The sequence below is a fragment of the Halomonas ventosae genome, from assembly GCF_004363555.1.
Taxonomy (GTDB): domain Bacteria; phylum Pseudomonadota; class Gammaproteobacteria; order Pseudomonadales; family Halomonadaceae; genus Halomonas; species Halomonas ventosae.
The window spans coordinates 54150-77210 of sequence record NZ_SNZJ01000018.1 but is presented as its reverse complement, the minus strand read 5'-3'; the positions used below and the strand labels follow the sequence as shown (position 1 = coordinate 77210).

The window sequence follows — 23061 nt, the reverse complement described above, 5'->3', positions numbered from 1 at the left end:
CGACGCTCAGTCGCCTCCCACGCCATAGCGAGCGCGATAGGCGCGGATCGCCTCGGCATGGGGCTGCATCGCCTCGCCGGCGTGCGCTTCGAGGTACTCGAGCACCAGGTCCAGGGTAACGATGCTGACCACCGGCATGCCGTAGGCGGCCTCGACCTCCTGGATGGCACTGGTCTCGCCCCGGCCGCGTTCCTGGCGGTCCAGGGCGATCAGCACGCCGGCCGCCCGGGCGCCGGCGCCCTCGATCAGGCCCATCACCTCGCGGATGGCGGTGCCGGCGGTGATCACGTCGTCGATGATCAGCACCCGTCCCTCGAGCGCGGCCCCGACGATGTTGCCGCCCTCGCCGTGATCCTTGGCCTCCTTGCGGTTGAAGGCATAGGGCAGGTCGCGGTCATGGTGGTCGGCCAGCGCCACGGCGGTAGTGGCCGCCAGCGGGATGCCCTTGTAGGCCGGGCCGAACAGCACGTCGATATCGAGGCCGCTGGCCTGGATGGCCCGCGCATAGAAGCGCCCCAGCCGCGCCAGGGCGCCACCGGTCCGGAACAGGCCGGCATTGAAGAAGTAGGGGCTGACCCGACCGGACTTCAGGGTGAACTCGCCGAAGCTCAACACGCCCTGCTCAATGGCGAACTCGATGAACTCCCGCTGGTAGTCTTGCATGCGCTGCGCGCCGGGCTGGTCCGCCACGGGGCCTCCTCTCTCCACGCTCAAGGGCCTATATCACGTCTATCGACCGGGGCCATTTACCCAAACGTCGAAACGTCGGGTATCATACACGCGCGACGCAAAAGGGACCATGTATGAAAATCGCCACCATCAATGTCAACGGCATCCGCGAGGCCGTCGGTCGAGGCTTTCTCGACTGGCTGGCCGGCCAGGACGCCGATGTCGTCTGCGTGCAGAACCTCAAGGCCAAGAGCTTCGAGCTGGACGACAGCATCCTCTATCCGGAAGGCTACGAGGGTTACTTCCTCGATGCCGAACAGGACGGCTTCTCGGGGGTTGGCCTCTACTGCCGCAAGATCCCCAAGGCGATCATGTACGGCCTGGGTTTTCCCCAGTGCGACCATGAGGCGCGCTTCCTGCAGGCCGACTACGACCGCTTCAGCATCGCCAGCTTCCTGATGCCCGACGGCAGCGACGTTGCCGCCAAGCAGGCCTTCATGGCCCAGTATCAGGAGTACCTGTCGAAGATGGCCCGCAAGCGGCGCGAGTACATCATCTGCGGCACCTGGCACATCGCCCACAAGACCATCGACCTGGAGAACTGGGCCGACAACCAGACCACACCCGGCTTCAAGCCCGAGGAGCGCGCCTGGATGGACCAGGTGTTCGGCCCCACCGGCTTCATCGACTGCTTCCGCGAGATCAACCGCGACGCCGGGGAGTACACCTGGTGGCCCAAGCTCGACCAGGAGGTGCCGCGCTCCCGCCAGGAGGGCTGGCGCATCGACTACCAGGTGGTGGGCCCCGAGTTCCGTCGCCACGTGGTGGACGCCTGGATCGATTACGATGCCACCTTCTCGGAGTTCGCCCCGCTGATCGTCGAGTATGACCTGACACTCTGAGTCCGCTCCCTTCGTCGCCGTTCCGGCCTCCGGAACGCATCGCGCCGGCCCTCGGGCCGGCGCGATGCGTTTGCACTGGGCGAGGGCTCGACGGCGCCTCGCCAACAGGGCGGCTCAGCCGCGGATGCCCAGGGCCGCGCGCTGGTGCTCGAACAGCTCGTTGCCGGCCTTCTCGGCCAGGTCGAGCATGGCGTCGAGCTGGGCACGGCTGAAGGTGCCCGCCTCGGCGGTGCCCTGCACCTCGATCAGTCCGCCCCCCTCGGCCATCACCACGTTCATGTCGGTATCGGCACCGGAGTCTTCGGGGTAGTCCAGGTCGACCACCGGCAGCCCCTTGAACAGCCCCACCGACACCGAACTCACCAGCTGGTGGAAGGGGTCGCCCTTGATGAGCTTCTCGCGCTGGAGGTGGCGGATGGCATCGATCAGCGCCACGCAGCCGCCGGTGATGGAGGCGGTGCGGGTGCCGCCATCGGCCTGGATGACGTCGCAGTCCACGGTGATGGTGAACTCGCCGAGCTTCTTGAGGTTCACCGCCGCGCGCAGCGAGCGACCGATCAGCCGCTGGATCTCCAGGGTACGCCCGCCCTGCTTGCCGCGGGTCGCCTCGCGACTGCCGCGGGTATGGGTGGCCCGGGGCAGCATGCCGTACTCGGCGGTCACCCAGCCCTGCTTCTTGCCGCGCAGCCAGCGCGGCACGCCGACCTCGACGCTGGCGTTGCACAGCACCTTGGTGTCGCCGAACTCCACCAGCACCGACCCTTCGGCGTGGCGGGTATAGTCGCGGGTGAGACGGATCTCGCGGGACTGGTCGGGGGCGCGTCCGCTGGGACGCCGGATCTCCGAAGACATGGCACCTCTCTTGAACCTGGATGATGACGGGAAGTCGTTCTGTGGGATGGCGGCCATTCTACACGCTCTGGTCTACACGGTCTGGGCGGAGAATCGGTTACACTGCCCGCCCCAGAGAGATCACGGCGCACCGGGAGGCACCATGGCCCACAGCATGACCGCCTTTTCACGCCAGGATCGCGACACCGCGGCCGGCACCCTGCAGCTCGAGCTGCGCTCGGTGAACCAGCGCTATCTGGAGCCCCACTTCCGCCTGCCGGAGGCGCTGCGCGAACTGGAGCCGATGTTCCGCGAGGCGCTGCGCGCGCGCCTGGCCCGGGGCAAGGTCGAATGCACCCTGCGCTTCGAGCCGGCCGGCGACGAGGCCGCCCCGACCGTCGACCGACGGCGCCTGGCGGCGCTGGCCACGGCCCTGGAGGAGGTGCGCGAAAGCGTTCCCGGGACCGCCATGCCCGATGCGCTGAGCCTGCTCGGCCACCCCGGCGTGCTGGACAGCCGCGGCCCCGACATGGAGGCCGTCAAGCAGGAGGCGCTGGCGCTCTTTCAGGCCGCCCTGAACGACCTGGTCGCCGGCCGCGCCCGGGAGGGCGAGAAGCTCGCCGCGCTGATCCGCGAGCGGATCACCGCGGTGAATGCCCAGGTGGCCGAGGTGCGCCGGCTGATGCCGCAGATCCTCGAACGCCAGCGGGCCCAGCTGCTGGAGCGCCTGGAGGTAATGCGCGCCGAGCTGGACCCCCAGCGCCTGGAAGCCGAGCTGGTGCTGCTCGCCCAGAAGGCCGACGTCGACGAGGAGCTCGACCGCCTGGCCACCCATGTCGCCGAGGTGGAGCGCCAGCTCGGCCAGCCGGGCCCGGTGGGGCGCCGCCTGGACTTCCTGATGCAGGAGCTCAACCGCGAGGCCAACACCCTGTCGTCCAAGTCGGTGGTGGCGGCCACCACCCGCTGTGCCGTGGAGCTCAAGGTACTCATCGAGCAGATGCGCGAGCAGATCCAGAACATCGAGTAGGGCCCGGGTACTGGCCGGTCGCCATTCTGTGCGATACTCCGCCCTTTCCGCAGCCGCTCACCATCCGTTGTAACGTCGGGGACCCCTGCTCATGGCCCAAGGTACGCTCTTCATCGTTTCCGCTCCCTCCGGCGCCGGCAAGACCAGCCTGGTCCGCGAGCTGATCGAAAGCCTCGACGGCATCCAGGTCTCGGTCTCCCACACCACCCGCGAGCGGCGCGAGGGCGAGGTGGACGGCGTCAACTACCACTTCGTGGACGTGCCAGCCTTCGAGGCAATGATCGAGCACGGCGACTTCTTCGAGTACGCCCGGGTCTTCGACAACTACTACGGCACCTCGCGCCGCACCGTGGAGGCGATGCTCGCCGCCGGCCAGGACGTGATCCTGGAGATCGACTGGCAGGGCGCCCGCCAGGTTCGCCAGCAGCTGCCCGATGCCGTCTCGGTGTTCATCCTGCCTCCATCCCGGGAGGAGCTGGAGCGCCGGCTGGCCAGCCGCGGCACCGACGAGCACGCGGTGATCGCCCGACGCATGCGCGATGCGGTGGAGGAGATGACCCATCACGACGAGTACGACTACCTGGTGATCAACGACGACTTCACTACCGCCCTGCGCGAGCTGCAGTCGCTGGTCATCGCCCGTCGCCTGACCCGCGAGAAGGTGAGCGAGCACCACGCCCCGTTGCTCGCCGCGCTATTGTCTTAAATTCAGCAGCAGCGCTTGTCCTGAATTCAGCAGCAGCGCTTGTCGTGACGCCGGCCTCAGCGCCTGTCCCGCCCCCGCCGCGGCGCTTGTCAGGGCAGCCGGGCGTCGAGTAATCTATTCGGTCTACCCATCGGTGGAATTCCCGGGGCGTCTCCACGTCGACCGGGGTTTTGCCCGTCAGCACTATTCAGGAAGGCATCCATGGCACGTGTCACCGTCGAAGATTGTCTGGAAAACGTCGAAAACCGCTTCAAGCTGGTGATGATCTCCACTCACCGTGCCCGCCAGCTGGCCCGCGGCTCGCGCGACGCCCTCTTGCCCTGGGAGAACGACAAGCCCACCGTCATGGCACTGCGCGAGATCGCCGACGGGCTGGTCGACGCCAGCGTGCTCGACGAGCCCGTCGAGGCCGCGCCGGTGCGCGTACGCCCCGAGTTCGAGCCGGGCACCCACGTCGAGGAGTGATCCTGCCCCTCCCGGCGCAGGAGCGCTTTCCCTCAGGGCCATCACGCAGCAGTCAGGGCGCGCCGCATGTTCACCATCGATGACCTGGCCGACCGACTCGGCGGCTACCTCCCCCAGGACGAGATCCGGCAGGTCAGGCGCGCCTTCTACTATGCCGAGCAGGCCCACGACGGCCAGCGGCGGCGCTCCGGCGAACCCTACGTCACGCACCCCCTGGCGGTGGCCAACATCCTGGCCAACATGCACATGGACCATCAGAGCCTGATGGCCGCCATGCTGCACGACGTCATCGAGGATACCGGGGTCTCCAAGAAGGCCCTGGGCGAACAGTTCGGCAAGCCCGTCGCCGAGCTGGTCGACGGCGTGTCCAAGCTGACCCAGATCACCTTCGAGGACAAGGCGGTCGCCCAGGCCGAGAACTTCCAGAAGATGGTGCTGGCGATGTCGCGCGACATCCGGGTGATCATCGTCAAGCTCGCCGACCGCCTGCACAACATGCGCACCCTGGGCGCCCTGCGCCCCGAGAAGAAGCGTCGCATCGCCCGCGAGACCCTGGAGATCTACGCCCGCATCGCCAGCCGCCTGGGCATCAACACCATCCGCGTCGAGCTCGAGGACCTCTCCTTCCAGGCCCTCTACCCGATGCGCGCCGAGCGCATCAAGCGCGCCGTCTCCAGCGCCCGGGGCCATCGCCGCTCGACGATCCGCCAGCTCCAGACCAGCCTGCAGCAGAGCCTCGACGACGAGGGCCTGCCGGGCACGGTGATCGGTCGCCAGAAGCACCTGCTGTCGATCTACCGCAAGATGCGCGACCAGCGGAAGTCCTTCGCCGAGATCATGGACGTCTTCGGCTTTCGCATCATCACCGAGGACGTCGACAGCTGCTATCGCATCCTCGGGGTGGTGCACAACCTCTACAAGCCGGTGCCGGGGCGCTTCAAGGACTACATCGCCATCCCCAAGGCCAACGGCTACCAGAGCCTGCACACCACCCTGTTCGGCCGCGGCGGCATGCCCATCGAGGTGCAGATCCGCACCCGCGAGATGGAGGCCCTGGCCAACAACGGCATCGCCGCCCACTGGCTCTACAAGGCCGGCCAGACCGAGCACCCCATCGCGCAGGGCAGCCATGCCCGGGCCAGGGCCTGGGTCAAGGGCCTGCTCGAGATGCAGCGACACGCCGGGGATTCGCTGGAGTTCATCGAGCACGTCAAGAACGACCTCTTCCCCGATGACATCTACGTGTTCACGCCCAAGGGCGACATCATGGAGCTGCCCCAGGGCGCCACGGTGATCGACTTCGCCTACAGCGTGCATACCGACATCGGCAACGGCTGCATCGCCTGTCGCATCGACCGCCACCTGGCCCCGCTCTCCACCCGCCTGGAGAGCGGCCAGACCCTGGAGATCATCACCGCCCCCGGGGCGCGCCCCAACCTGGCCTGGCTCAACTTCGTGATCACCGCCAAGGCGCGCTCGGCGATCCGCCACGCGTTGAAGCACCAGCAGCACACCGAGGCGGTACAACTCGGCCGACGCCTGCTGAACAAGGCCCTGGCGCCGTTCGAGACCAGCCTGGAGGAGCTGCCCGCGGGCCTGGTCGACAGCCTGCTCAAGGAGCATTCGCTGAAGGGCCAGGATAGCCTGCTGCAATCCATCGGGCTGGGCACCCGGGTCGCCCATGTGGTGGCCCGCCGGCTGGTCGAACTGCAGCAGGGCGAGACGGGCGAGCCCACGGCGCAACTGCCGCATGCCCAGGGCCCGGTCGTGATCAGCGGCGCGGAGGGCATGGTGATCAAGTTCGCCCGCTGCTGCCGTCCGCTGCCCGGCGACCCGGTGATCGGCCACCTCTCCGCGGGCAAGGGCATCGTGGTCCACCGCGCCGAGTGCCGCAACCTGGCCGAGCTCAGGAACGACCCGGACAAGCTGTTCGCCCTGGAGTGGTCCGACGACATCGACGAGGACTTCCCGGCCGCCCTGCGCCTGGAGGTGGAGAGCCGCCGCGGCCTGGTGGCGGAGCTCGCCGCCCTGGTCACCGACGCCGGCGCCAACATCGAGCGCATCGGCATCGAGGAGCGCGACGCACGGCTGTCGATCGTCAACCTCATCCTCTCGGTGCGCAACCGCGTGCACCTGGCGCGCATCATCAAGCGCCTGCGCAACCTCGCCCACGTAGGCCGCATCACCCGCCTCGGCAACTGAACCCATTCCGTCCCGCCGGCCGCATGGGGCGGCGGGCGGGCGGCTTTTCCCGTTTCACGACGCTGGACTGAAAGGAGCACCACCATGAGCAACAAGGCCGTGATCAACACCGACCAGGCCCCCGCCGCCATTGGCCCCTACTCCCAGGCCATCAAGGCCGGCAACACCGTCTACCTTTCCGGGCAGATCCCGCTGGACCCGGCCACCATGGCGCTGGTCTCCGACGACTTCGAGGCCCAGGCGCGCCAGGTCTTCACCAACCTGAAGGCCGTCTGCGAGGAGGCCGCCGGCACCCTGCAGGACGTGGTCAAGCTCAACCTCTACCTGGTCGACCTGGAGCACTTCGCCGTGGTCAACCAGGTGATGGAGGAGTTCTTCGAGAAGCCCTATCCGGCCCGCGCCGCCATCGGCGTCAAGGCGCTGCCCAAGGGCGCGCAGTTCGAGGCAGAGGGGATCATGGTCATCGGCGACTAGAAGAAAAGGTGGATTCGTTACTGCGCTCGAGATCCTAGCCGCCGGCGGTACTCGCTCTCCTCATGTAGCAGGCTACACTCCGGGAGCTGCGCTCCGGCGGCGGCCAGCCTCTCTTCGCTCGTGACGCGACTCCACCCTTTTCTTGCTTTTCAGGACGATCTTCTTGCGACTATTTCTGGCGTTGGAGCCGCCCGACGAGCTGCGCCAGCGGCTCGGTGAGCTGGCCGATACTGCCCGGGCCCGCTGCGGCGGGCGCCGCATGCCCGACGATAGCCTGCACCTGACGCTGGCCTTCCTCGGCGAGGTGGCCGAGGAGAGGGCAGCGGCACTCGCAGCCTGGGTCGGCGAGCGGCCGATCCCGACCGGGGAGTGGCGGCTCGATGCCTGGGGGACCTTCCGTCGCCCCGGCATCGTCTGGGTCGGCGGCCAGACGCCGGACCCTGAGCTGGTGCTCCTCCATGGCTCGCTGTGGGACGAGCTGGCAGCGTTCGGCTTCGACCATAGGCCGGGGCACTTCGTGCCCCACGTCACCCTGCTGCGCCGCGCCCGCCGGCTGGAGACCCAGTGCCTGCCAGCGATCGACCTGGCCTGGCCCTGGCGGCGACTCTCGCTGGTGCGCTCCTTCACCGAGGACGACGGGGCCCGCTACCAGACCCTGGCCCGTTCGCCGGTGGCCTGAGCGGGCCGCCCTTCCCTCACGCCTTCTCGGGCAGGAAGCCGCCCGCCTTCAGCACCTGGGCATAGCCCTCGCGAAAGCTGGGGTAGCGGAAGCGATAGCCGCTCTCGAGCAGCCGGGTATTGTCGCAGCGCTTGCTGGCTCGGCGGCGCAGCGGTGACTGGATGGTCTCGGTGGCCTCGACCTTCAACTGCTTCGCGAGCCAGGCCATCACCTCGTGCAGGGGCGACGGCTCGCAGTCGCTGGCGAGGTAGAGCGCCTCGAGGGGACCGCCCGCCAGGTGCCGGCCGATCAGATGAGCCAGCACCCCGGCGCAGTCGTCGCGGTGGATGCGATTGGAGTACATGACGGGGCTCGCCGGGGAGATGCGCCCCTCGCCGACCTGGCGGATCAGGCGGTCACGGCCCGGGCCGTAGATACCCGAGAAGCGCACCACGGTGCCCGGGAGCTCATGCTCGATCAGTGCCTGCTCGGCCTCGCGCATCAGCAGGCCCGAGAAGCCCGAGGGGTCGGCGGGGCTGGTCTCGTCGACCACCTCGCCATCGCGCTGGGCGTAGACGCTGGTCGAGGAGACGAAGAACACCCGCCCGGGCGCCGTGTCGCGGCTGGCGAACTCGGCCAGCACCGCGGTCAGGCCATCGAGGTAAGCGGCTCGATAGGCCGCCTCCTCGAAGCGGTCGGCGCTGACCACGTAGACCAGCGTCTCGGCGTCCGGCAGCCCGGCCAGGGTGGTCGGGTCGTTCAGGTCGACCGCCACGGCCTCCAGCCCGCTGCCTTCCAGCGCGCGCGGGTTGCGGCGCGCCCCGATCACCCGGTGCCCCGCCTCGCGGAGTTCGCGCCCCAGTGCCATGCCGATGTCGCCGCAGCCCAGAATCAGTGTCGTCGTCTTCACCTTTCCCTCGCCCCCTGATAAAAAGTCCCTATTGGCATTATTGTGTCCCTGTGCATCGGGCGAGATCACTGGGACCGTCACCCGCTTCGGAAGAGGATGCCTGCCGGCACCACAATGACTCTAACAGAACTCCGCTACATCGTGACACTGGCCCAGGAGCGCCATTTCGGACGCGCGGCGGAGCGCTGCTTCGTCTCCCAGCCGACGCTCTCGGTGGCCGTCAAGAAGCTCGAGGAGGAACTGGGCGTGGCGCTGTTTGAACGCTCGAAATCCACCGTGCAGGTCACCCCGCTGGGCGAGAAGATCGTCGAGCAGGCCCAGCGCGTGCTGGAACAGAGCAGCGTCATCAAGGAACTGGCCACGGCCGGCCGCGACCAGCTGGCGAGCCCCCTGCGCATCGGCGCCATCTACACGATCGGCCCCTACCTCTTCCCTCACCTGATCCCGGAGCTCTCCCGGCGTGCGCCGCAGATGCCGCTCTACATCGAGGAGGGCTTCACCGGCAACCTGCGCCGCAAGCTGCGCAGCGGCGAACTGGATGCCATCATCATCGCGCTGCCCTTCACCGAGACCGACGTGGTCACCAAGCCGCTCTACGAGGAGGCCTTCGAGGTGCTGCTGCCCGCCGACCATCGCTGGGCCTCCCGGGAGAGCATCGACAAGGAAGACCTGCTGGAGGAGCGCCTGCTGCTGCTCGGCGAGGGCCACTGCTTCCGGGACCAGATCCTCGAGGCCTGCCCGGCGATCAGCCACCAGCTCGCAAGCCCCTCCAACACCCTCACTGCCGAGGGCGGCTCGCTGGAGACCATCCGCCACATGGTGGCCTCCAGGCTCGGCATCACCGTGCTGCCCCACTCGGCCATCGGCACCGGCCACTACGAGAGCGGCATGCTGATCAGTCGCCCCTTCACCGCCCCGGCACCCTCGCGGACCGTGGCCATCGCCTGGCGCGCCAGCTTCCCGCGGCCCCGGGCCATCGATGCCGTGACCGAGGCCATCGCGCACTGCCGCCAGGCAGAGCTCGAGCCGGCATGAGCGCCGACGCGACGACCCTGGACGCGCCCGTCACGGAGCTCAAGGGCGTCGGCGAGGCGCTCTCCCTCAAGCTGGCTCGGCTGGGGATCGAACGCGTCAGCGACCTGCTGTTCCACCTGCCGCTGCGCTACCAGGACCGCACCCGCATCACCCCCATCGCCACCCTGCGCGCGGGCCACGAGGCCGTGGTGGAGGGCGAGGTGGTGGCCGGCGAGGTGGTGCGCGGCCGGCGGCGCAGCCTGCTGGTGCGCCTGCGCGACGGCTCCGGGATCCTCAGCCTGCGCTTCTTCCACTTCTCCCCGGCACAGCAGCAGCAGTTCCAGCCCGGGGCACGGGTGCGCGCCTTTGGCGAGGCCCGTGCCGGCGCCACCGGCCTGGAGCTCTACCACCCGGAGTACCGCCTGCTGACCGGCGGCGAGGCCCCGGTGGAGGACCACCTGACGCCCATCTACCCCGCCACCGAGGGCCTCCATCAGACCCGCCTGCGGGCACTGATCGACCAGGCCCTGGCGCGCCTGGATGCCGCCCCGGACGCCCTCCCCGACGGCATTCCCGCCCCCCTGCGCGGGCGCTTCGACCTGCCCGAGCTTCACCACTGCCTGGACACTCTGCATCGTCCGCCACCGGAGGCCGACGCGGAGCAGCTGGCGGCCGGCCGCCACCCGGCGCGGCGCCGCCTGGCCCTGGAGGAACTGCTCGCCCACCGGCTCAGCCTGCAGGAGGTGCGCCAGCGCATCCAGGAGGACGGGGCCCCGGCGCTACCCGGCGGACGCAGCCTGCAGGCCCGCTTCCTGACCCAGCTGCCCTTCGCGCTGACCGGCGCCCAGCGCCGGGTGCTCGACGAGATCGCCGCCGACCTGGCGCGCCAGGTGCCCATGCTGCGCCTGGTGCAAGGCGACGTGGGCTCGGGCAAGACGGTGGTCGCCGCCATGGCGGCCCTCTCGGCCATCGCCGCCGACTGCCAGGCGGCGATGATGGCCCCCACCGAGATACTGGCCGAGCAGCACTACCGCACCTTCAGCGCCTGGTTCGAGCCGCTCGGCATCGAGGTCGCCTGGCTCTCCGGCAAGCTCAAGGGCAAGGCGCGCCTCGACACCAAGGCGGCCATCCAGGACGGCCGGGCACGCATGGTGGTGGGGACCCACGCGCTCTTCCAGGGCGACGTGCACTTCCAGCGCCTGGGGCTCGCCATCATCGACGAGCAGCACCGTTTCGGTGTCCACCAGCGCCTGGCGCTGCGCGAGAAGGGCGAGGCCGGCGGCCTCACGCCCCATCAGCTGGTGATGACCGCGACCCCGATCCCGCGCACCCTGGCGATGAGCGCCTATGCCGACCTGGACGTCTCGGTGATCGACGAGCTGCCCCCGGGCAGGACCCCGGTGAAGACGGTGGTGATGCCCGACGAGCGGCGCCCCGAGGTGATGGCGCGCATTCGCCACGCCTGCGCCGAGGGGCGACAGGCCTACTGGGTCTGCACCCTGATCGAGGAGTCCGAGGCGCTGCAGTGCCAGGCCGCCGAGGCGACCCGCGACGAGCTCGTCGAGACCCTGCCGGAACTGGCCATCGGCCTGGTCCACGGGCGCATGAAGGCCAGCGAGAAGGCCGCGGTGATGGAGGCCTTCAAGGCCGGCGAGCTGGACCTGCTGGTGGCCACCACGGTGATCGAGGTGGGGGTCGACGTGCCCAATGCCAGCCTGATGATCATCGAGAACCCGGAGCGCCTGGGGCTCTCCCAGCTCCACCAGCTGCGCGGACGGGTGGGACGCGGGGCCGTCGAGAGCTTCTGCGTGCTGCTCTACCACCCGCCGCTGTCGGCCCACTCCCGCGAGCGCCTGGCGGTGATGCGCGAGACCACCGATGGCTTCCGCATCGCCGAGAAGGACCTCGAGATCCGTGGCCCCGGCGAGGTGCTGGGGACCCGCCAGACGGGACTCGCGCAGATGAAGGTTGCCGACCTGGAACGCGACGCCGACCTGCTGGACCGTGTGGCTCCCCTCGCCGAGGCGCTGCTCGAGGCGCATCCCGAGGCCAGCCGCCCGCTGATCCGGCGCTGGCTGGGAGAGGAAGCGGGTCGCTACGGGCAGGTGTGACGGCCACAAGCGGCCAAGCAGCCAAGCAGCCAAGCAGCCAAGCAGCCAAGCAGCCAAGCAGCCAAGCAGCCAAGCAGCCAAGCAGCCAAGCAGCCAAGCAGCCAAGCAGAGGATCAGGGTATGGAGTAAACGGTCAAGGGTTTCCTTGCCGCTCGGCGCTTTCAGCTCGGTGCTTACAGGTGCTTTAGGAGCCGCTGCAGCTTCTGCAGGTCGCCGGAGTCGCCGACCAGGCGCACGCTGCCGGCCATCATGCCATCGAGGAAGGCCTGCTGGGTCGGCTTCCTGAGGACCCTGATGGCCGTGGCCTCGTCCTCGAAACGCAGTTCCAGGTCGAGGTCCACCGGCAGGCCTCGGCCCGCGCGGATGCCGCGGGGCGACATGCGGTAGTGGCGTGCGATGGAGAGGTCCTCGGTGGCGATGCCCCAGTCGAGGCCACGCATCTCGCCGAGCAGTTCGCGGAACCGCGCCTTGCGGCGCAGGGCTCGCTTGAGCATCAGCCCGAGCAGCCACAGCATCAATCGCAGCTTCATATCGGCTCCGCCACCGGGAATGTCGAATGAGCGACCCGCAAGGGACGGGCCGCAATGCCTTACTTCGCCACGGCGTCCTTGAGGCCCTTGCCCGGCTTGAAGGCGACGGTCTTGCTGGCCGGAATGGTCAGCGGCTGGCCGGTCTGGGGGTTCTTGCCGGTGCGCGCGGCGCGCTCGCGCACGCTGAAGGTACCGAAGCCGATCAGGGTGACGTCCTGACCCTGGGAAACGCTACCGGTGATCTCGTCGAGGATCACGTTGAGCACCTGGCTCGCCTTGTCCTTGGAAAGATCGGCACGCTCGGCAATCGCCGCGGCGAGTTCTGGCTTGCGCATACAGCCCTCCTGGTATTGGCATCATGATGCCGGCGATCACCACCGGCGGTGTTGTTATGGCAGATGACCTTTCAGTGCATCACGCGCATGGCGGCTCACTCGATCCCGGGGCCTCGTGCCGCAGACGGTGAGATCTCGGGAAACGACATGCGGATGATACCGGTCCTCAACGCCGCCGCCTGCCGGCTCGCTGCCCGTGGCAGGCCCCGTCGTTGACGAGACTAGCCTAGCAACGGCGGTGCGGCTCGCGCCAGTTCGACTTTCCGACGGACGCAGCGTCCTGTCAACGCAAATCCGATCAAACGTCCGTCCTCATCCTCGGCCAGGGCCGTCAGGTCACCGCCCTCGCCCTCGAGGCGCCAGCGGGACGGGGAGCGGGCCGGCGGAAGGGCCACCACCGGCAGCAGGGGGGTCTTGACCAGCACCGGCCAGGGGCCATAGGTCACCGCGGTGGGGGTGCCGGTCAGGGTGTGGGCCAGGGCCCTGGCGCTGGCCAGCAGCGGCTGCACGTACATGGCATTGACGCCATCAACGCAGGCCGCATCGCCCAGGGCATGGATGCCGGGCATCGAGGTGGCGAGGTGCCGGTCGGTGTGGATGCCCGCCTCGCTGACCTCGAGCCCGGCCGACTCGGCCAGGGCGGTACGCGGCCGCAGCCCCGTGGCCACCAGCACCAGGTCGGCTGACAGCGAGGCGCCATCGTCCAGTTCCAGGCCGACACAGGCGCCGTCGGCCCCCAGGGCCACCAGCTGGCGACCGCTGTGCAGCACCATGCCGGCCTCCTGGAAGGCCTCGCCCAGGGCGCGTCCCAGGGGCTCCGGCACCAGGCGCGGCAGGGGGGCCGGCTCCGGGGCGACCAGCTCCACGGCGTGGCCGCCGGCGGCGAGGTCGTTGGCGAACTCGCAGCCCACCAGGCCAACGCCGATGATCGCCACGCGTGCCGGCCGGCCCAGCGCCTCCAGGACCGCGTGGAAGGCGCGGTAGTCGTCCAGGTCATTGACGCTGAAGACCCGGCCGGCCACGGCGTCGGGCACCCGGAAGGGGCGGACCGGCGCGGCGCCGGTGGCCAGCACCAGCTCGCTCCAGGGCAGGGTCTCGCTGCCGATGGTCAGGGTGCGCGCCACCGGGTCGATGGCCTCCACCCGGGTGTGGGTGCGCACCACGGCGCCAAGCTCGTCGGCGACCGCCAGGGCCGAGCGGGCCGCCAGGCGCTGCGGCGGCAGGCGCTTGGCGAACCCGGTGGAGAGCAGTGGCTTGGAATAGTCATCGCCGCTGTCGGCGCTGATCAGCGTCATCGGTCGCGCCGGGTCCTGCGCGCGCAGCTGGCGCAGCAGGCCCAAACCCGCCATGCCGGAGCCGATGATGGTAAGGGGAGCGCTCATAGGCCTCATCGATCGGGTAAGGGTGATGGGGCAGCATGGTACACTAGCCGCCCTCGAAATCGACGCGGAGAGAGACGGTGAGCAACGGCCCGGGAAGCGATCCCCGCTGGCGCCCCCTGGCGGCGGCGCGGCCTGCCATGAGCGCAGCCTGGTGGCAGTGGGTGGCTTCCCGCGACTCGCTTACCGCCCGGCTAATCAGCGCCGGCGGCCAGCGGGCCTTCCGGGTCCGGCTGCTGGACCAGCGCCTCGGCCGGCCGCGTCGCGACGAGGCGCTGGCCCTGGGCCTGCCCCCGGCCCGCCATGCCTGGCTGCGCGAGGTGGCGCTGTGCCTCGACGAGCGCCCCTGGGTGGTGGCGCGCTCGGTGGTGCCGCTCTCCGGGCTGCACGGCCAGCGGCTCGACCGCCTGGGCGAGCGCTCGCTCGGCAGCTGGCTGTTCCGCCAGCCGGACCTGGAGCGCGGTCCCCTCGAGGTCAGTGCCGACCCGGCCCCCTTCCACGCCGCCTCGGGTCCCTGGGCGCGCCGCTCGCTGTTCCGCCACCGACGCTTCGCCTTGCTGGTTCAGGAGTTCTTCCTCGAGCGCATGGCGGATGACCTCGGGCTGCCTTCGCGCTAGGCTCTGGGCCAACCGACGACTTCACGAGGTACGAGGTAGAGATGGATCGATCCCTGATGCACCCCAGGGGCCTGGCCCGGGTGCCCGACTTCCTGCACCTGACACGCCTCGACCGCCCCATCGGCACCTGGCTGCTGATGTGGCCCACCCTCTGGGCCCTGTGGATCGCCGCCGAGGGTATCCCCGGCCGCAAGGTGCTGCTGATCTTCGTGGCCGGGGTCTACCTGATGCGTGCCGCCGGCTGCGTGGTCAACGACTATGCCGACCGCCACTTCGACGGCCACGTCAAGCGCACCAGGAACCGCCCCCTGGCCACCGGCCGGATCAGCGAGGGCGAGGCCCAGGCGCTGTTCCTGATGCTGGTGATGGCCGCCTTCGTGCTGGTCTGGTTCACCAACCTCTTCACGGTGATACTCTCGGTGGTGGGGGTGATCCTGGCCTTCATCTACCCCTTCATGAAGCGCTACACCCACCTGCCCCAGGCCTTCCTCGGCGCGGCCTTCTCCTGGGCAATCCCCATGGCCTTCGGTGCCGTGCTGGGCACATTGCCGCCGGTCGCCTGGCTGCTCTTCGCCGCCAACGTGGCCTGGACCGTGGCCTACGACACCGAGTACGCCATGGTCGACCGCGACGACGACCTGAAGATCGGCATCAAGTCCACCGCGGTGCTGTTCGGCCGCGCCGACCGGCTGATGATCGGCCTGCTACAGGGCCTGACCCTGGGGCTGCTGGCCTGGGCCGGCGGGCTGCTGGCGCTGGGGGGCTTCTTCTGGCTGGGGCTGGCCGCCATGGCGGCGACCTTCGTGCACCAGCAGTTCCTGATCCGCGAGCGGGACCGGGACCGTTGCTTCCAGGCCTTTCTCAACAACCACTGGTCGGGCCTGCTGGTCTTCGCCGGCATCGCGCTCTCCCTGTGGCCCACGGTGAACGGCGGCTGAGCGGGCGACAGGCCGGGGCTGTCACGCTATTGTCATCATGACGTGCTGTCATCGTCATCGATCTGTCATTGACCACGAGGCTCCGGGATGACCGCCAAGACCGTACTGATCGTCGATGATGAGGCGCCGATCCGCGAGATGATCGCGGTGGCGCTGGAGATGGCCGACTATCGCGTCCTCGAGGCGGACAATGCCCAGGATGCCCACGCCATGGTGGTCGACCACCAGCCCGACCTGGTGCTGCTCGACTGGATGATGCCCGGGACCAGCGGCATCGAGCTGGCGCGTCGCCTGAAGCGCGAGGAGGCCACCGCCGAGCTGCCGATCATCATGCTCACCGCCAAGGGCGAGGAGGACAACAAGATCCAGGGGCTCGAGGCCGGGGCCGACGACTACATCACCAAGCCCTTCTCGCCGCGGGAGCTGGTGGCGCGCCTCAAGGCGGTGCTGCGCCGTGCCACGCCGCGGGGCATCGAGGACCCGGTGGAGGTCGCCGGGCTGCTGCTCGACCCGGTCAGCCACCGGGTCAGCGTCGATGGCCGCTCGCTGGAGATGGGGCCCACCGAGTACCGCCTGCTGCAGTTCTTCATGACCCACCAGGAGCGCGCCTACACCCGCGGGCAACTGCTCGACCAGGTGTGGGGCGGCAATGTCTATGTCGAGGAGCGTACCGTGGACGTGCATATCCGCCGCCTGCGCAAGGCGCTGGGCGAGCCCCATCACCAGCTGATCCAGACCGTGCGTGGCACCGGCTACCGGTTCTCCGCCAAGGGCTGACGTGGGGCGGCTCTGGCGACGCGAGTTCTGGCGCCTGGCGACCCTGGTCGCCGTCGGGGCCCTGGTCGGCTGGCCCTTCTCCGCCATGGTGGCCGGCATCGCCGTCGGCCTGCTGATCTGCCTGACCTTCCACCTGCGCCAGCTGCACGCCCTCTACCAGTGGCTCACCCTGCGCCCCCAGGAGGAGCCCCCCGCCGCCAGCGGCCTGTGGGGCGAGCTGTTCGACCGCCTCTACCGCTACCAGAAGAGCCAGCGCCTCACCCAGCAGCGGCTGCGGGCCACGCTGCAGCGCATCCAGGAGTCCTCCGAGGCGATGCGCGACAGCGTGGTGATGCTTGACCGCCATGGCGACCTGGAGTGGTGGAACAGCGCCGCCGAACGCATGCTCGGCCTCAAGCCCCAGCTCGACCGCGGCCAGCACATCACCAACCTGCTGCGTGACCCGCGCTTCGTCGACTACTTCCACGGCCGCGACTATCGCGAGCCGCTGACCCTGCCCTCGCCCATCGACGAGAGGCTGATCCTGCAGTTCCAGATCACCCTCTACGGCGACGACGAGCGCCTGTTGATGGCCCGGGACATCACCCGGCTGCACCGCCTCGAGCAGATGCGCCGGGACTTCGTGGCCAACGTCTCCCATGAGCTGCGCACCCCGCTGACCGTGCTGGCCGGCTACCTGGAGACCTACGGCGACATGGCCGGCCAGCTGCCGCCGCGACTGGGCCGCGGCCTGTCGCAGATGAAGGCCCAGACCGACCGCATGCAGAACCTGGTCAACGACCTGCTGCTGCTGTCGCGACTGGAGATCGACCAGGGCGGGCGCGATGACGCCCCGCTGGCGATGGGCGCGCTGCTCGAAGCCGTGCAGAGCGACGCCGCGGCACTCTCCGCCGGTCGCCAGTCGATCAAGGTGGAGGTCGAGGAGTCTCGCGCGCTGCTCGGCAGCGAGCAGGAGATCCGCAGTGCGCTCTCCAACCTGGCCTTCAACGCCGTGCGCTATTCAGGCGACGGCTGCCATATCGTGCTGCGCTGGCGCCCCTGTGGCGAGGGCGCCTGCCTGGAGGTGGAGGATGACGGCGAGGGCATCGATCCGGTGCATATCCCGCGCCTCACCGAGCGCTTCTACCGGGTCGACAAGGGGCGCAGCACCGCCACCGGCGGCACCGGCCTGGGGCTCGCCATCGTCAAGCACGTGCTGCTGCGCCACGATGCCTATCTGGAGATCGACTCCCGCCCCGGCCGCGGCGCCACCTTCCGCTGCCTCTTCCCCGCCGAGCGCCTGCGCGACACGACCGAGACCGCTCAGCGCGCCTGAGGCGGCCCGCCAGGCGCCGCGCCGGCCTCGATGCCGCGGTAGTGGCGATCCCACATCAGCACCGCGGCGGCCACGGCGCCAGGCAGCAGGAAGAGGTTGGCCAGGGGGATCCAGGTGATCAGGGTCACCCAGCCGCCATAGGTGAGGGTGGGCCACCAGCGCGCCTTCAGGCGACGACGCATGTCGGCGAAGCTGACCTTGTTGTTGTCCATGGGGTAGTCGAGGTAGGTGATCGCCATGATCCAGGCCGAGAAGGCCGCCCACAGCAGCGGCGCCACGAGGTTGAGCACCGGGATCCAGCTCAGCACGAAGAGCAGGGCCATGCGCGGCAGGATGTAGCCCAGCTTGACCAGCTCGCGCCCCATGGCATCCACCGCCGTCTTCGCCAGGCCACGGTCGTCCAGGGGCGGCCGCCCGGTCGCCTCCGCCTCCACCCGGGCGGCCAGGAAGCCGTAGAAGGGCGCGGCGATCAGGTGGGTCACCAGGGTGAAGGTGAAGAAGACGATCAGCACCAGGCTGACCACGAAGAGCGGCCAGATCAGCCAGGAGAGCCACTCCAGCCAGCCCGGGACCATGGCCATCCAGCCCTCCAGCCAGCCGCCGAAGTGGCCCAGCACGTACCAGAGCATGGCCGTGTAGACCAGCAGGTTGACGACTATCGGCAGGAACACGAAGCGCCGCAGGCCGCGGGAGTAGACCAGGCGGGTCCCGCGGGTCAGCGCCGTCAGGGCATCGAGCATCCGTCACATCCTCATGTCACACGGCAGGCCGCCGCCCGTCGGGGCGGCGGCCTGCGTCATTGAGGGTCAAGCGACGTTCGCGGTCAACCCTTGCCCTCGAGCATATCCTTGTCGAGGTCCTCGGGGTCGGTGTGGCGGATATCGAGCCCCTTCACCAGGTAGACCACGTATTCGGCGAGGTTGTTGGCGTGGTCACCGATGCGCTCCAGCGCGCGCAGGATCCACATCACGCTGAGGACCGACGAGATCGAGCGGGCATCCTCCATCATGAAGGTCATCAGCGAGCGCATGGCGCTGCGGTACTCGTTGTCCACCTCCTCGTCCTCGTGGACCAGCTTCAGCGCCAGCTCGGTGTCGAGACGGGCGAAGGAGGTCAGGGCGTCGCGCACCATGCGCCGCACGTGCTCGCTGATCATGCGCACCTCGACGAAGCCCCGGTTGCCATTGTCGGCCTCGATCAGGTCGATGGCATTGCGGGCGATCTTGCTCGCCTCGTCGCCGATGCGTTCCAGGTCGGAGGCGGCGCGGATCACCGCCAGGACCAGGCGCAGGTCGGAGGCGGTGGGCTGGCGCCGCGCCAGCACCTGGGTGCACTCCTCGTCGATCTTGATCTGCATGTCGTTGACCGCGCGGTCGTTGGCGACCACGCGCTGGCCCAGTTCGGAGTCGCTCTCGAGCAGGGCCGCCACGGCATCCTGGACCTGCTTCTCGACCAGCCCCCCCATCGCCATCAGGTGGGTCTTGAGCTCCTCGAGCTCCTGGTTGAACTGCCGGGAGATATGCTGGCTGTGGATATCGCTGGTAATGTCCATGAAACCTCTCCTTGGGGCCGGCCGTCAGGCCATGCGCCCGGTGATGTAGTTCTCGGTACGCCGCAGGCGCGGGTTGGTGAACAGGGTATCGGTGGGACCATACTCCACCAGTTCGCCGTCCTGCAGGAAGGCGGTGTAGTCGGAGACCCGGGCCGCCTGCTGCATGTTGTGGGTGACCAGCACCAGGGTCAGGTGCGACTTCAGGTTGCGGATCAGCTCCTCGATCTTCAGCGTGGAGATGGGATCGAGCGCCGAGGCCGGCTCGTCGAGCAGCAGCACCTCGGGCCCCACCGCCAGGGTGCGGGCAATCACCAGGCGCTGCTGCTGGCCCCCGGAGAGCGACCAGGCCGAGGCGCGCAGCCGGTCCTTCACCTCGTCCCACAGCGCCGCCGAACGCAGCGCCCACTCGATGATGTCATCGCGCTTGCGCTTGCTCAGCCCACCCTGCAGGCGCAGGCCGAAGGCCACGTTGTCGTGGATCGACATGGGGAAGGGATTGGGCGCCTGGAAGACCATCCCCACCCGCCGACGCAGTTCCGCCACCGCCACCCCGGGCCCATGGATCTCCTCGCCCTCGAGATACACCTCGCCGGTGCGCTCCACCTCGTCGTTGAGGTCGTGGAGACGGTTGAGCACCCGCAGCAGGGTCGACTTGCCGCAGCCTGAGGGCCCGATAAAGGCGGTGACGCGGTGCCGGGGAATTCTCAGGGTGAGATCCCGCAGCGCCGGCTTGTCCCCATAGGCGAGGGTAAGCCCCCGAATGGCCAGGCTGCTGGCCTCGGGGGAGAAGTCGATGACCGCCGCCGGGTCGGGCGACGGGCGCAGGTCCTGGGCGAATGGCATCGAGGCTCCCGGGTGGCGAGACGGTTCTGGGCTCATCGACGGGTGAGCGCCCCGTGACGCGTACTGAGATGATGACGCAGAAATATTGCAGTCAGGTTAAGCACCAGGATCACCAGCACCAGCAGCAGCGCCGTGGCATAGACCAGCGGCATCGCCGACTGGACATCGCCGCCGTGGAAGGCCGCATCGAAGATGTGGTAGCCGAGGTGCATGAACTTCCTGTCAAGATGCAGGAAGGGGAAGTCGCCGTCCACCGGCACCTGGGGCGCCAGCTTGGCCACACCCACCAGCATCAGCGGCGCCACCTCGCCGGCGGCGCGGGCAACGGCCAGGATCACCCCCGTGAGCATGGCCGGCGTGGCCATGGGCAGCACCACCCGGGTGAGCATCTCCAGCCGGGTGGCCCCCAGCGCCAGGGCGCCCTCGCGCTGCTGGTCGGGGATCCGCGCCAGCCCCTCCTCGGTGGCCACGATCACCACCGGCAGGGTCAGCAGGGCCAGGGTCAGCGAGGCCCACAGCAGGCCGCCGGTACCGAAGGTCGGCGAGGGCAGGGTCGCGTCGAAGAACCACTCGTCCAGGGTGCCGCCGATGCCGTAGACGAACACGCCCAGGCCGAAGACGCCATAGACGATGGAGGGCACACCGGCGAGGTTGCGCACGGCGATCCGCACCAGCCGCGTCAGCCGCCCCTGGTGGGCCACCTCGTTGAGGTAGATGGCTGCCAGGACCCCGAAGGGCGTCACCAGGACCGACATCAGCATCACCATCAGCACGGTGCCGAAGATCGCCGGCCAGACACCACCGGCGGTATTGGCCGCCCGCGGGCCCTCCGAGAGGAAGCGCCAGACGCCCTCGCCCCAGGTGGCCAGCTTGTCGGGCGGCGACATGGCGTTGGGGCGCCGCGCCCGCAGCACCTCTTCCAGCGGCACCGTCAGCTGCCCGCCGTCGGCGGTCGCGAGGATCAGGCGGCCGCCTTCCATGGCCGCCTGCAGCTCGCGCAGCCGGGCATTGGCGATGGCCAGCTCGCGGTCCACGTCGCCCCCCGCCTCGAGGGCACGGACACGCGGCAGGATGACCTCGTCACGCAGGGTATCGCGGGCCCGGCGCAGCGCTGCCAGCTCGACCAGCCGCCCCTCGAGGGCTGCCCAGGCGGCCTCCCCCTCGAGGCGCTCTCCCGTCACACTCTCCAGCGCCGTGAGCCGGCCGATCGCCTCTCCCCAGCGGCGGCGCTCCAGCACCACCAGGTCGCGCGGATGGCTGACCGCGGTGATGGCCGATACCGGCACCCACGCCCAGCGGGCGCCATCCAGGTCACGGTTGCCGGTCCGGTAGAGCCGTTCACGCCCCGTCCCCTCCGGCAACGGGACCTCCCGTACCCGCTCGCCGGCGAGCTGTCGGCCGTCCTCGAGCACCACCAGGGCGACGGGCGCGGGCCAGAAGTGACCCAGGCCGCGTACCGCCAGCAGGGACAGCAGCGCCAGCAGCGCCAGCAGCGAGAGCGCCACGCTGCCCGCCGCCAGCCAGGCGCCGGGCCCCTCGCCCCGGGGCAGGCGCGCCCGCGAGCCGGACACCGGCCTCATGGCCCGCCTCCCAGGCGCCGGTAGCGCAGTCGCAGGCGGGTGCGCACCAGCTCGGCCAGGGTATTGACCAGGAAGGTGAAGGCGAACAGCAGCAGGGCCGCCAGCAGCAGCAGCCGATAGTGCTGCCCCCCGGGCCCCGCCTCCGGCAGCTCGATGGCGATGGTGGCCGCCAGGGAGCGCAGCCCGTCCAGGGGGTTCCAGGTCATCAGGGCCGCATTGCCGCTGGCCATGAGCACGATCATGGTCTCGCCCACGGCCCGCCCGGCACCGATCATCACCGCCGAGAAGATCCCGGGGGATGCCGCCGGCAGCACCACCCGCCACAGGGTCTGCCAGCGGGTCGCCCCCAGCGCCTGGGCGCCCTCCGCGAGGCTGCGCGGCACCCCCGAGAGGGCATCCTCGGCCAGCGCGTAGACGCTGGGCATCACCGCAAAGCCCATGGCCATGCCGACGATCATGGCGTTACGCACGGCGATATCGAGCCCCAGGCGCACCTCCAGCCAGTGACGCAGGTCACCTCCGAACGCCCAGGCCTCGAGCCAGGGCGAGAGCGCGTGGGCGGCAACCAGCAACAGCAGCAGCCAGGGCAGCAGCCACAGGCCCGCCCAGCCGAGCGGCATCGCCTGCTGCAGGCGCGGGGGCAGGCGCGACCAGAGGCCACCCGCCAGCAGCAGGCCGGGCACCAGCAGCACCAGCATGGCCAGCACGTCCGCCAGGTGACGCTCGACCCAGGGGGCGAGCACCAGGCCGGCGACGAAGCCGATGACCACGCCGGGCAACGCTTCCATGAGCTCCAGCGTCGGCTTGAGGCGGCTGCGCAGGCGCGGCGCCATGAAGAGTGCCGAGTGGGCGGCCGCGCCCAGGGCCAGGGGCACGGCGATCAGCAGGGCCCAGGCCGCTGCCTCCAGGGTGCCCCACGCGAGCGGCACCAGGCTGACCCGGGCCGCCTCGTCCGTCCCCAGGGTGGCGGTGGGGTCCCAGCGATAGCGGGCCGGGTCACCCGCGGCCTCCAGGGACAGCCAGAGAGCCTGCGGGCTGATCGTCTCTGTCGCGCCGGTGGGCCAGAACAGCGGCACCACCTCGACCACCAGGAAGACCCCGATGGCCAGCAGCGCGGCGATCACGCCGATGCCCCCCGCGGTGACCAGCACGGTGGCCAGGCGATCGCGTCCCTGACGCAGGCGGCGTCGAATGGAAGGCGGGGAGGAGGAGTCGGGCATGACCGG

Annotated in this window: 24 protein-coding genes; 13 read left to right on the top strand and 11 right to left on the bottom strand. The window is 69.6% G+C overall.

Translation table 11 applies throughout. The features are described 5' to 3' along the window. Window positions 1–6 precede the first annotated feature (6 nt). Window positions 7–663 carry an orotate phosphoribosyltransferase gene (pyrE, locus tag DFP85_RS14680; protein WP_133637201.1) on the bottom strand — a complete coding sequence of 219 codons (657 nt, stop codon included), beginning with the start codon at window positions 661–663 and terminating at the stop codon, window positions 7–9. A 140-nt stretch (window positions 664–803) separates the two neighbouring features. On the opposite strand from pyrE, the gene DFP85_RS14675 reads away from it, so the two are divergent. Next, complete coding sequence (locus DFP85_RS14675) at window positions 804–1571, top strand: exodeoxyribonuclease III (RefSeq protein ID WP_106229603.1); 768 nt, start codon at window positions 804–806, stop codon at window positions 1569–1571. Window positions 1572–1685: 114 nt separating this feature from the next. On the opposite strand, the gene rph is transcribed toward DFP85_RS14675, so the two are convergent. Beyond that, window positions 1686–2423, bottom strand: a complete 738-nt coding sequence (gene rph, locus DFP85_RS14670; protein WP_133637188.1) for a ribonuclease PH — start codon at window positions 2421–2423, stop codon at window positions 1686–1688. Between the two features lie 142 nt (window positions 2424–2565). On the opposite strand from rph, the gene DFP85_RS14665 reads away from it, so the two are divergent. From DFP85_RS14665 to thpR, 6 genes are all read left to right on the top strand, one after another. Further along, the gene (locus DFP85_RS14665; protein WP_133637187.1) at window positions 2566–3429 is read left to right on the top strand and encodes a YicC/YloC family endoribonuclease; all 864 of its coding nucleotides are present in this window, start codon (window positions 2566–2568) and stop codon (window positions 3427–3429) included. 91 nt (window positions 3430–3520) lie between these two features. Then, window positions 3521–4135: a guanylate kinase gene (gmk, locus tag DFP85_RS14660; protein WP_133637186.1), complete on the top strand. Its 615-nt coding sequence runs from the start codon at window positions 3521–3523 to the stop codon at window positions 4133–4135. A gap of 201 nt (window positions 4136–4336) precedes the next feature. Next, window positions 4337–4600, top strand: a complete 264-nt coding sequence (gene rpoZ, locus DFP85_RS14655) for a DNA-directed RNA polymerase subunit omega (protein WP_133637185.1) — start codon at window positions 4337–4339, stop codon at window positions 4598–4600. Window positions 4601–4666: 66 nt separating this feature from the next. Then, entirely contained in the window at window positions 4667–6802 is a 2136-nt protein-coding gene (locus DFP85_RS14650; RefSeq protein WP_133637184.1) for a RelA/SpoT family protein, read from the top strand. An 84-nt stretch (window positions 6803–6886) separates the two neighbouring features. Further along, window positions 6887–7276, top strand: a complete 390-nt coding sequence (locus tag DFP85_RS14645; protein WP_133637183.1) for a RidA family protein — start codon at window positions 6887–6889, stop codon at window positions 7274–7276. A 163-nt stretch (window positions 7277–7439) separates the two neighbouring features. Beyond that, window positions 7440–7955, top strand: a complete 516-nt coding sequence (gene thpR, locus DFP85_RS14640; protein ID WP_133637182.1) for an RNA 2',3'-cyclic phosphodiesterase — start codon at window positions 7440–7442, stop codon at window positions 7953–7955. A 16-nt stretch (window positions 7956–7971) separates the two neighbouring features. Here thpR and DFP85_RS14635 read toward each other — a convergent pair whose 3' ends face one another. After that, entirely contained in the window at window positions 7972–8844 is an 873-nt protein-coding gene (locus DFP85_RS14635; RefSeq protein WP_133637181.1) for an SDR family oxidoreductase, read from the bottom strand. A 114-nt stretch (window positions 8845–8958) separates the two neighbouring features. Between DFP85_RS14635 and DFP85_RS14630 the strand changes: the two genes are divergently transcribed. Both DFP85_RS14630 and recG read left to right on the top strand, forming a co-directional pair. Further along, a complete protein-coding gene (locus DFP85_RS14630) occupies window positions 8959–9879 on the top strand; it encodes a hydrogen peroxide-inducible genes activator (RefSeq protein WP_106229662.1) in 921 nt (306 codons plus the stop codon). Then, the gene (recG, locus tag DFP85_RS14625) at window positions 9876–11969 is read left to right on the top strand and encodes an ATP-dependent DNA helicase RecG (RefSeq protein WP_133637180.1); all 2094 of its coding nucleotides are present in this window, start codon (window positions 9876–9878) and stop codon (window positions 11967–11969) included. Before DFP85_RS14630 ends, recG begins: the two co-directional genes overlap by 4 nt. A gap of 173 nt (window positions 11970–12142) precedes the next feature. Here recG and DFP85_RS14615 read toward each other — a convergent pair whose 3' ends face one another. The 3 genes from DFP85_RS14615 to DFP85_RS14605 all read right to left on the bottom strand — a co-directional run bounded on the left by DFP85_RS14615 (window position 12143) and on the right by DFP85_RS14605 (window position 14216). After that, window positions 12143–12499: a hypothetical protein gene (locus tag DFP85_RS14615; RefSeq protein ID WP_133637178.1), complete on the bottom strand. Its 357-nt coding sequence runs from the start codon at window positions 12497–12499 to the stop codon at window positions 12143–12145. Between the two features lie 59 nt (window positions 12500–12558). After that, a complete protein-coding gene (locus DFP85_RS14610; protein ID WP_040183570.1) occupies window positions 12559–12834 on the bottom strand; it encodes an HU family DNA-binding protein in 276 nt (91 codons plus the stop codon). Window positions 12835–13055: 221 nt separating this feature from the next. Next, window positions 13056–14216, bottom strand: coding sequence for an NAD(P)/FAD-dependent oxidoreductase (locus DFP85_RS14605; RefSeq protein WP_133637177.1), 1161 nt, complete (start codon window positions 14214–14216; stop codon window positions 13056–13058). A 137-nt stretch (window positions 14217–14353) separates the two neighbouring features. Between DFP85_RS14605 and DFP85_RS14600 the strand changes: the two genes are divergently transcribed. From DFP85_RS14600 to phoR, 4 genes are all read left to right on the top strand, one after another. After that, window positions 14354–14830, top strand: a complete 477-nt coding sequence (locus tag DFP85_RS14600) for a chorismate--pyruvate lyase family protein (RefSeq protein WP_133637200.1) — start codon at window positions 14354–14356, stop codon at window positions 14828–14830. A 41-nt stretch (window positions 14831–14871) separates the two neighbouring features. Then, window positions 14872–15768: a 4-hydroxybenzoate octaprenyltransferase gene (ubiA, locus tag DFP85_RS14595; protein ID WP_133637176.1), complete on the top strand. Its 897-nt coding sequence runs from the start codon at window positions 14872–14874 to the stop codon at window positions 15766–15768. Window positions 15769–15855: 87 nt separating this feature from the next. Beyond that, entirely contained in the window at window positions 15856–16545 is a 690-nt protein-coding gene (phoB, locus tag DFP85_RS14590; protein ID WP_133637175.1) for a phosphate regulon transcriptional regulator PhoB, read from the top strand. A 1-nt stretch (window position 16546) separates the two neighbouring features. After that, on the top strand, window positions 16547–17860 hold the full coding sequence (gene phoR / locus DFP85_RS14585) for a phosphate regulon sensor histidine kinase PhoR (RefSeq protein WP_133637174.1): 1314 nt from the start codon (window positions 16547–16549) through the stop codon (window positions 17858–17860). Here the strand turns inward: phoR and cysZ are convergent. From cysZ to DFP85_RS14560, 5 genes are all read right to left on the bottom strand, one after another. After that, a complete protein-coding gene (gene cysZ, locus DFP85_RS14580; RefSeq protein WP_133637173.1) occupies window positions 17848–18600 on the bottom strand; it encodes a sulfate transporter CysZ in 753 nt (250 codons plus the stop codon). The genes phoR and cysZ overlap by 13 nt on opposite strands. An 83-nt stretch (window positions 18601–18683) precedes the next feature. Then, complete coding sequence (gene phoU, locus DFP85_RS14575) at window positions 18684–19412, bottom strand: phosphate signaling complex protein PhoU (protein ID WP_133637172.1); 729 nt, start codon at window positions 19410–19412, stop codon at window positions 18684–18686. Window positions 19413–19436: 24 nt separating this feature from the next. Continuing rightward, on the bottom strand, window positions 19437–20255 hold the full coding sequence (pstB, locus tag DFP85_RS14570) for a phosphate ABC transporter ATP-binding protein PstB (protein WP_133637171.1): 819 nt from the start codon (window positions 20253–20255) through the stop codon (window positions 19437–19439). A 32-nt stretch (window positions 20256–20287) separates the two neighbouring features. Continuing rightward, window positions 20288–21835 (bottom strand): phosphate ABC transporter permease PstA, encoded by a 1548-nt coding sequence (gene pstA / locus DFP85_RS14565; protein ID WP_133637170.1) that lies wholly within the window; start codon window positions 21833–21835, stop codon window positions 20288–20290. After that, window positions 21832–23055, bottom strand: coding sequence for an ABC transporter permease subunit (locus DFP85_RS14560; protein WP_133637169.1), 1224 nt, complete (start codon window positions 23053–23055; stop codon window positions 21832–21834). The genes pstA and DFP85_RS14560 overlap by 4 nt, the downstream gene beginning before the upstream one ends. Between the last annotated feature and the right edge of the window lie 6 nt (window positions 23056–23061).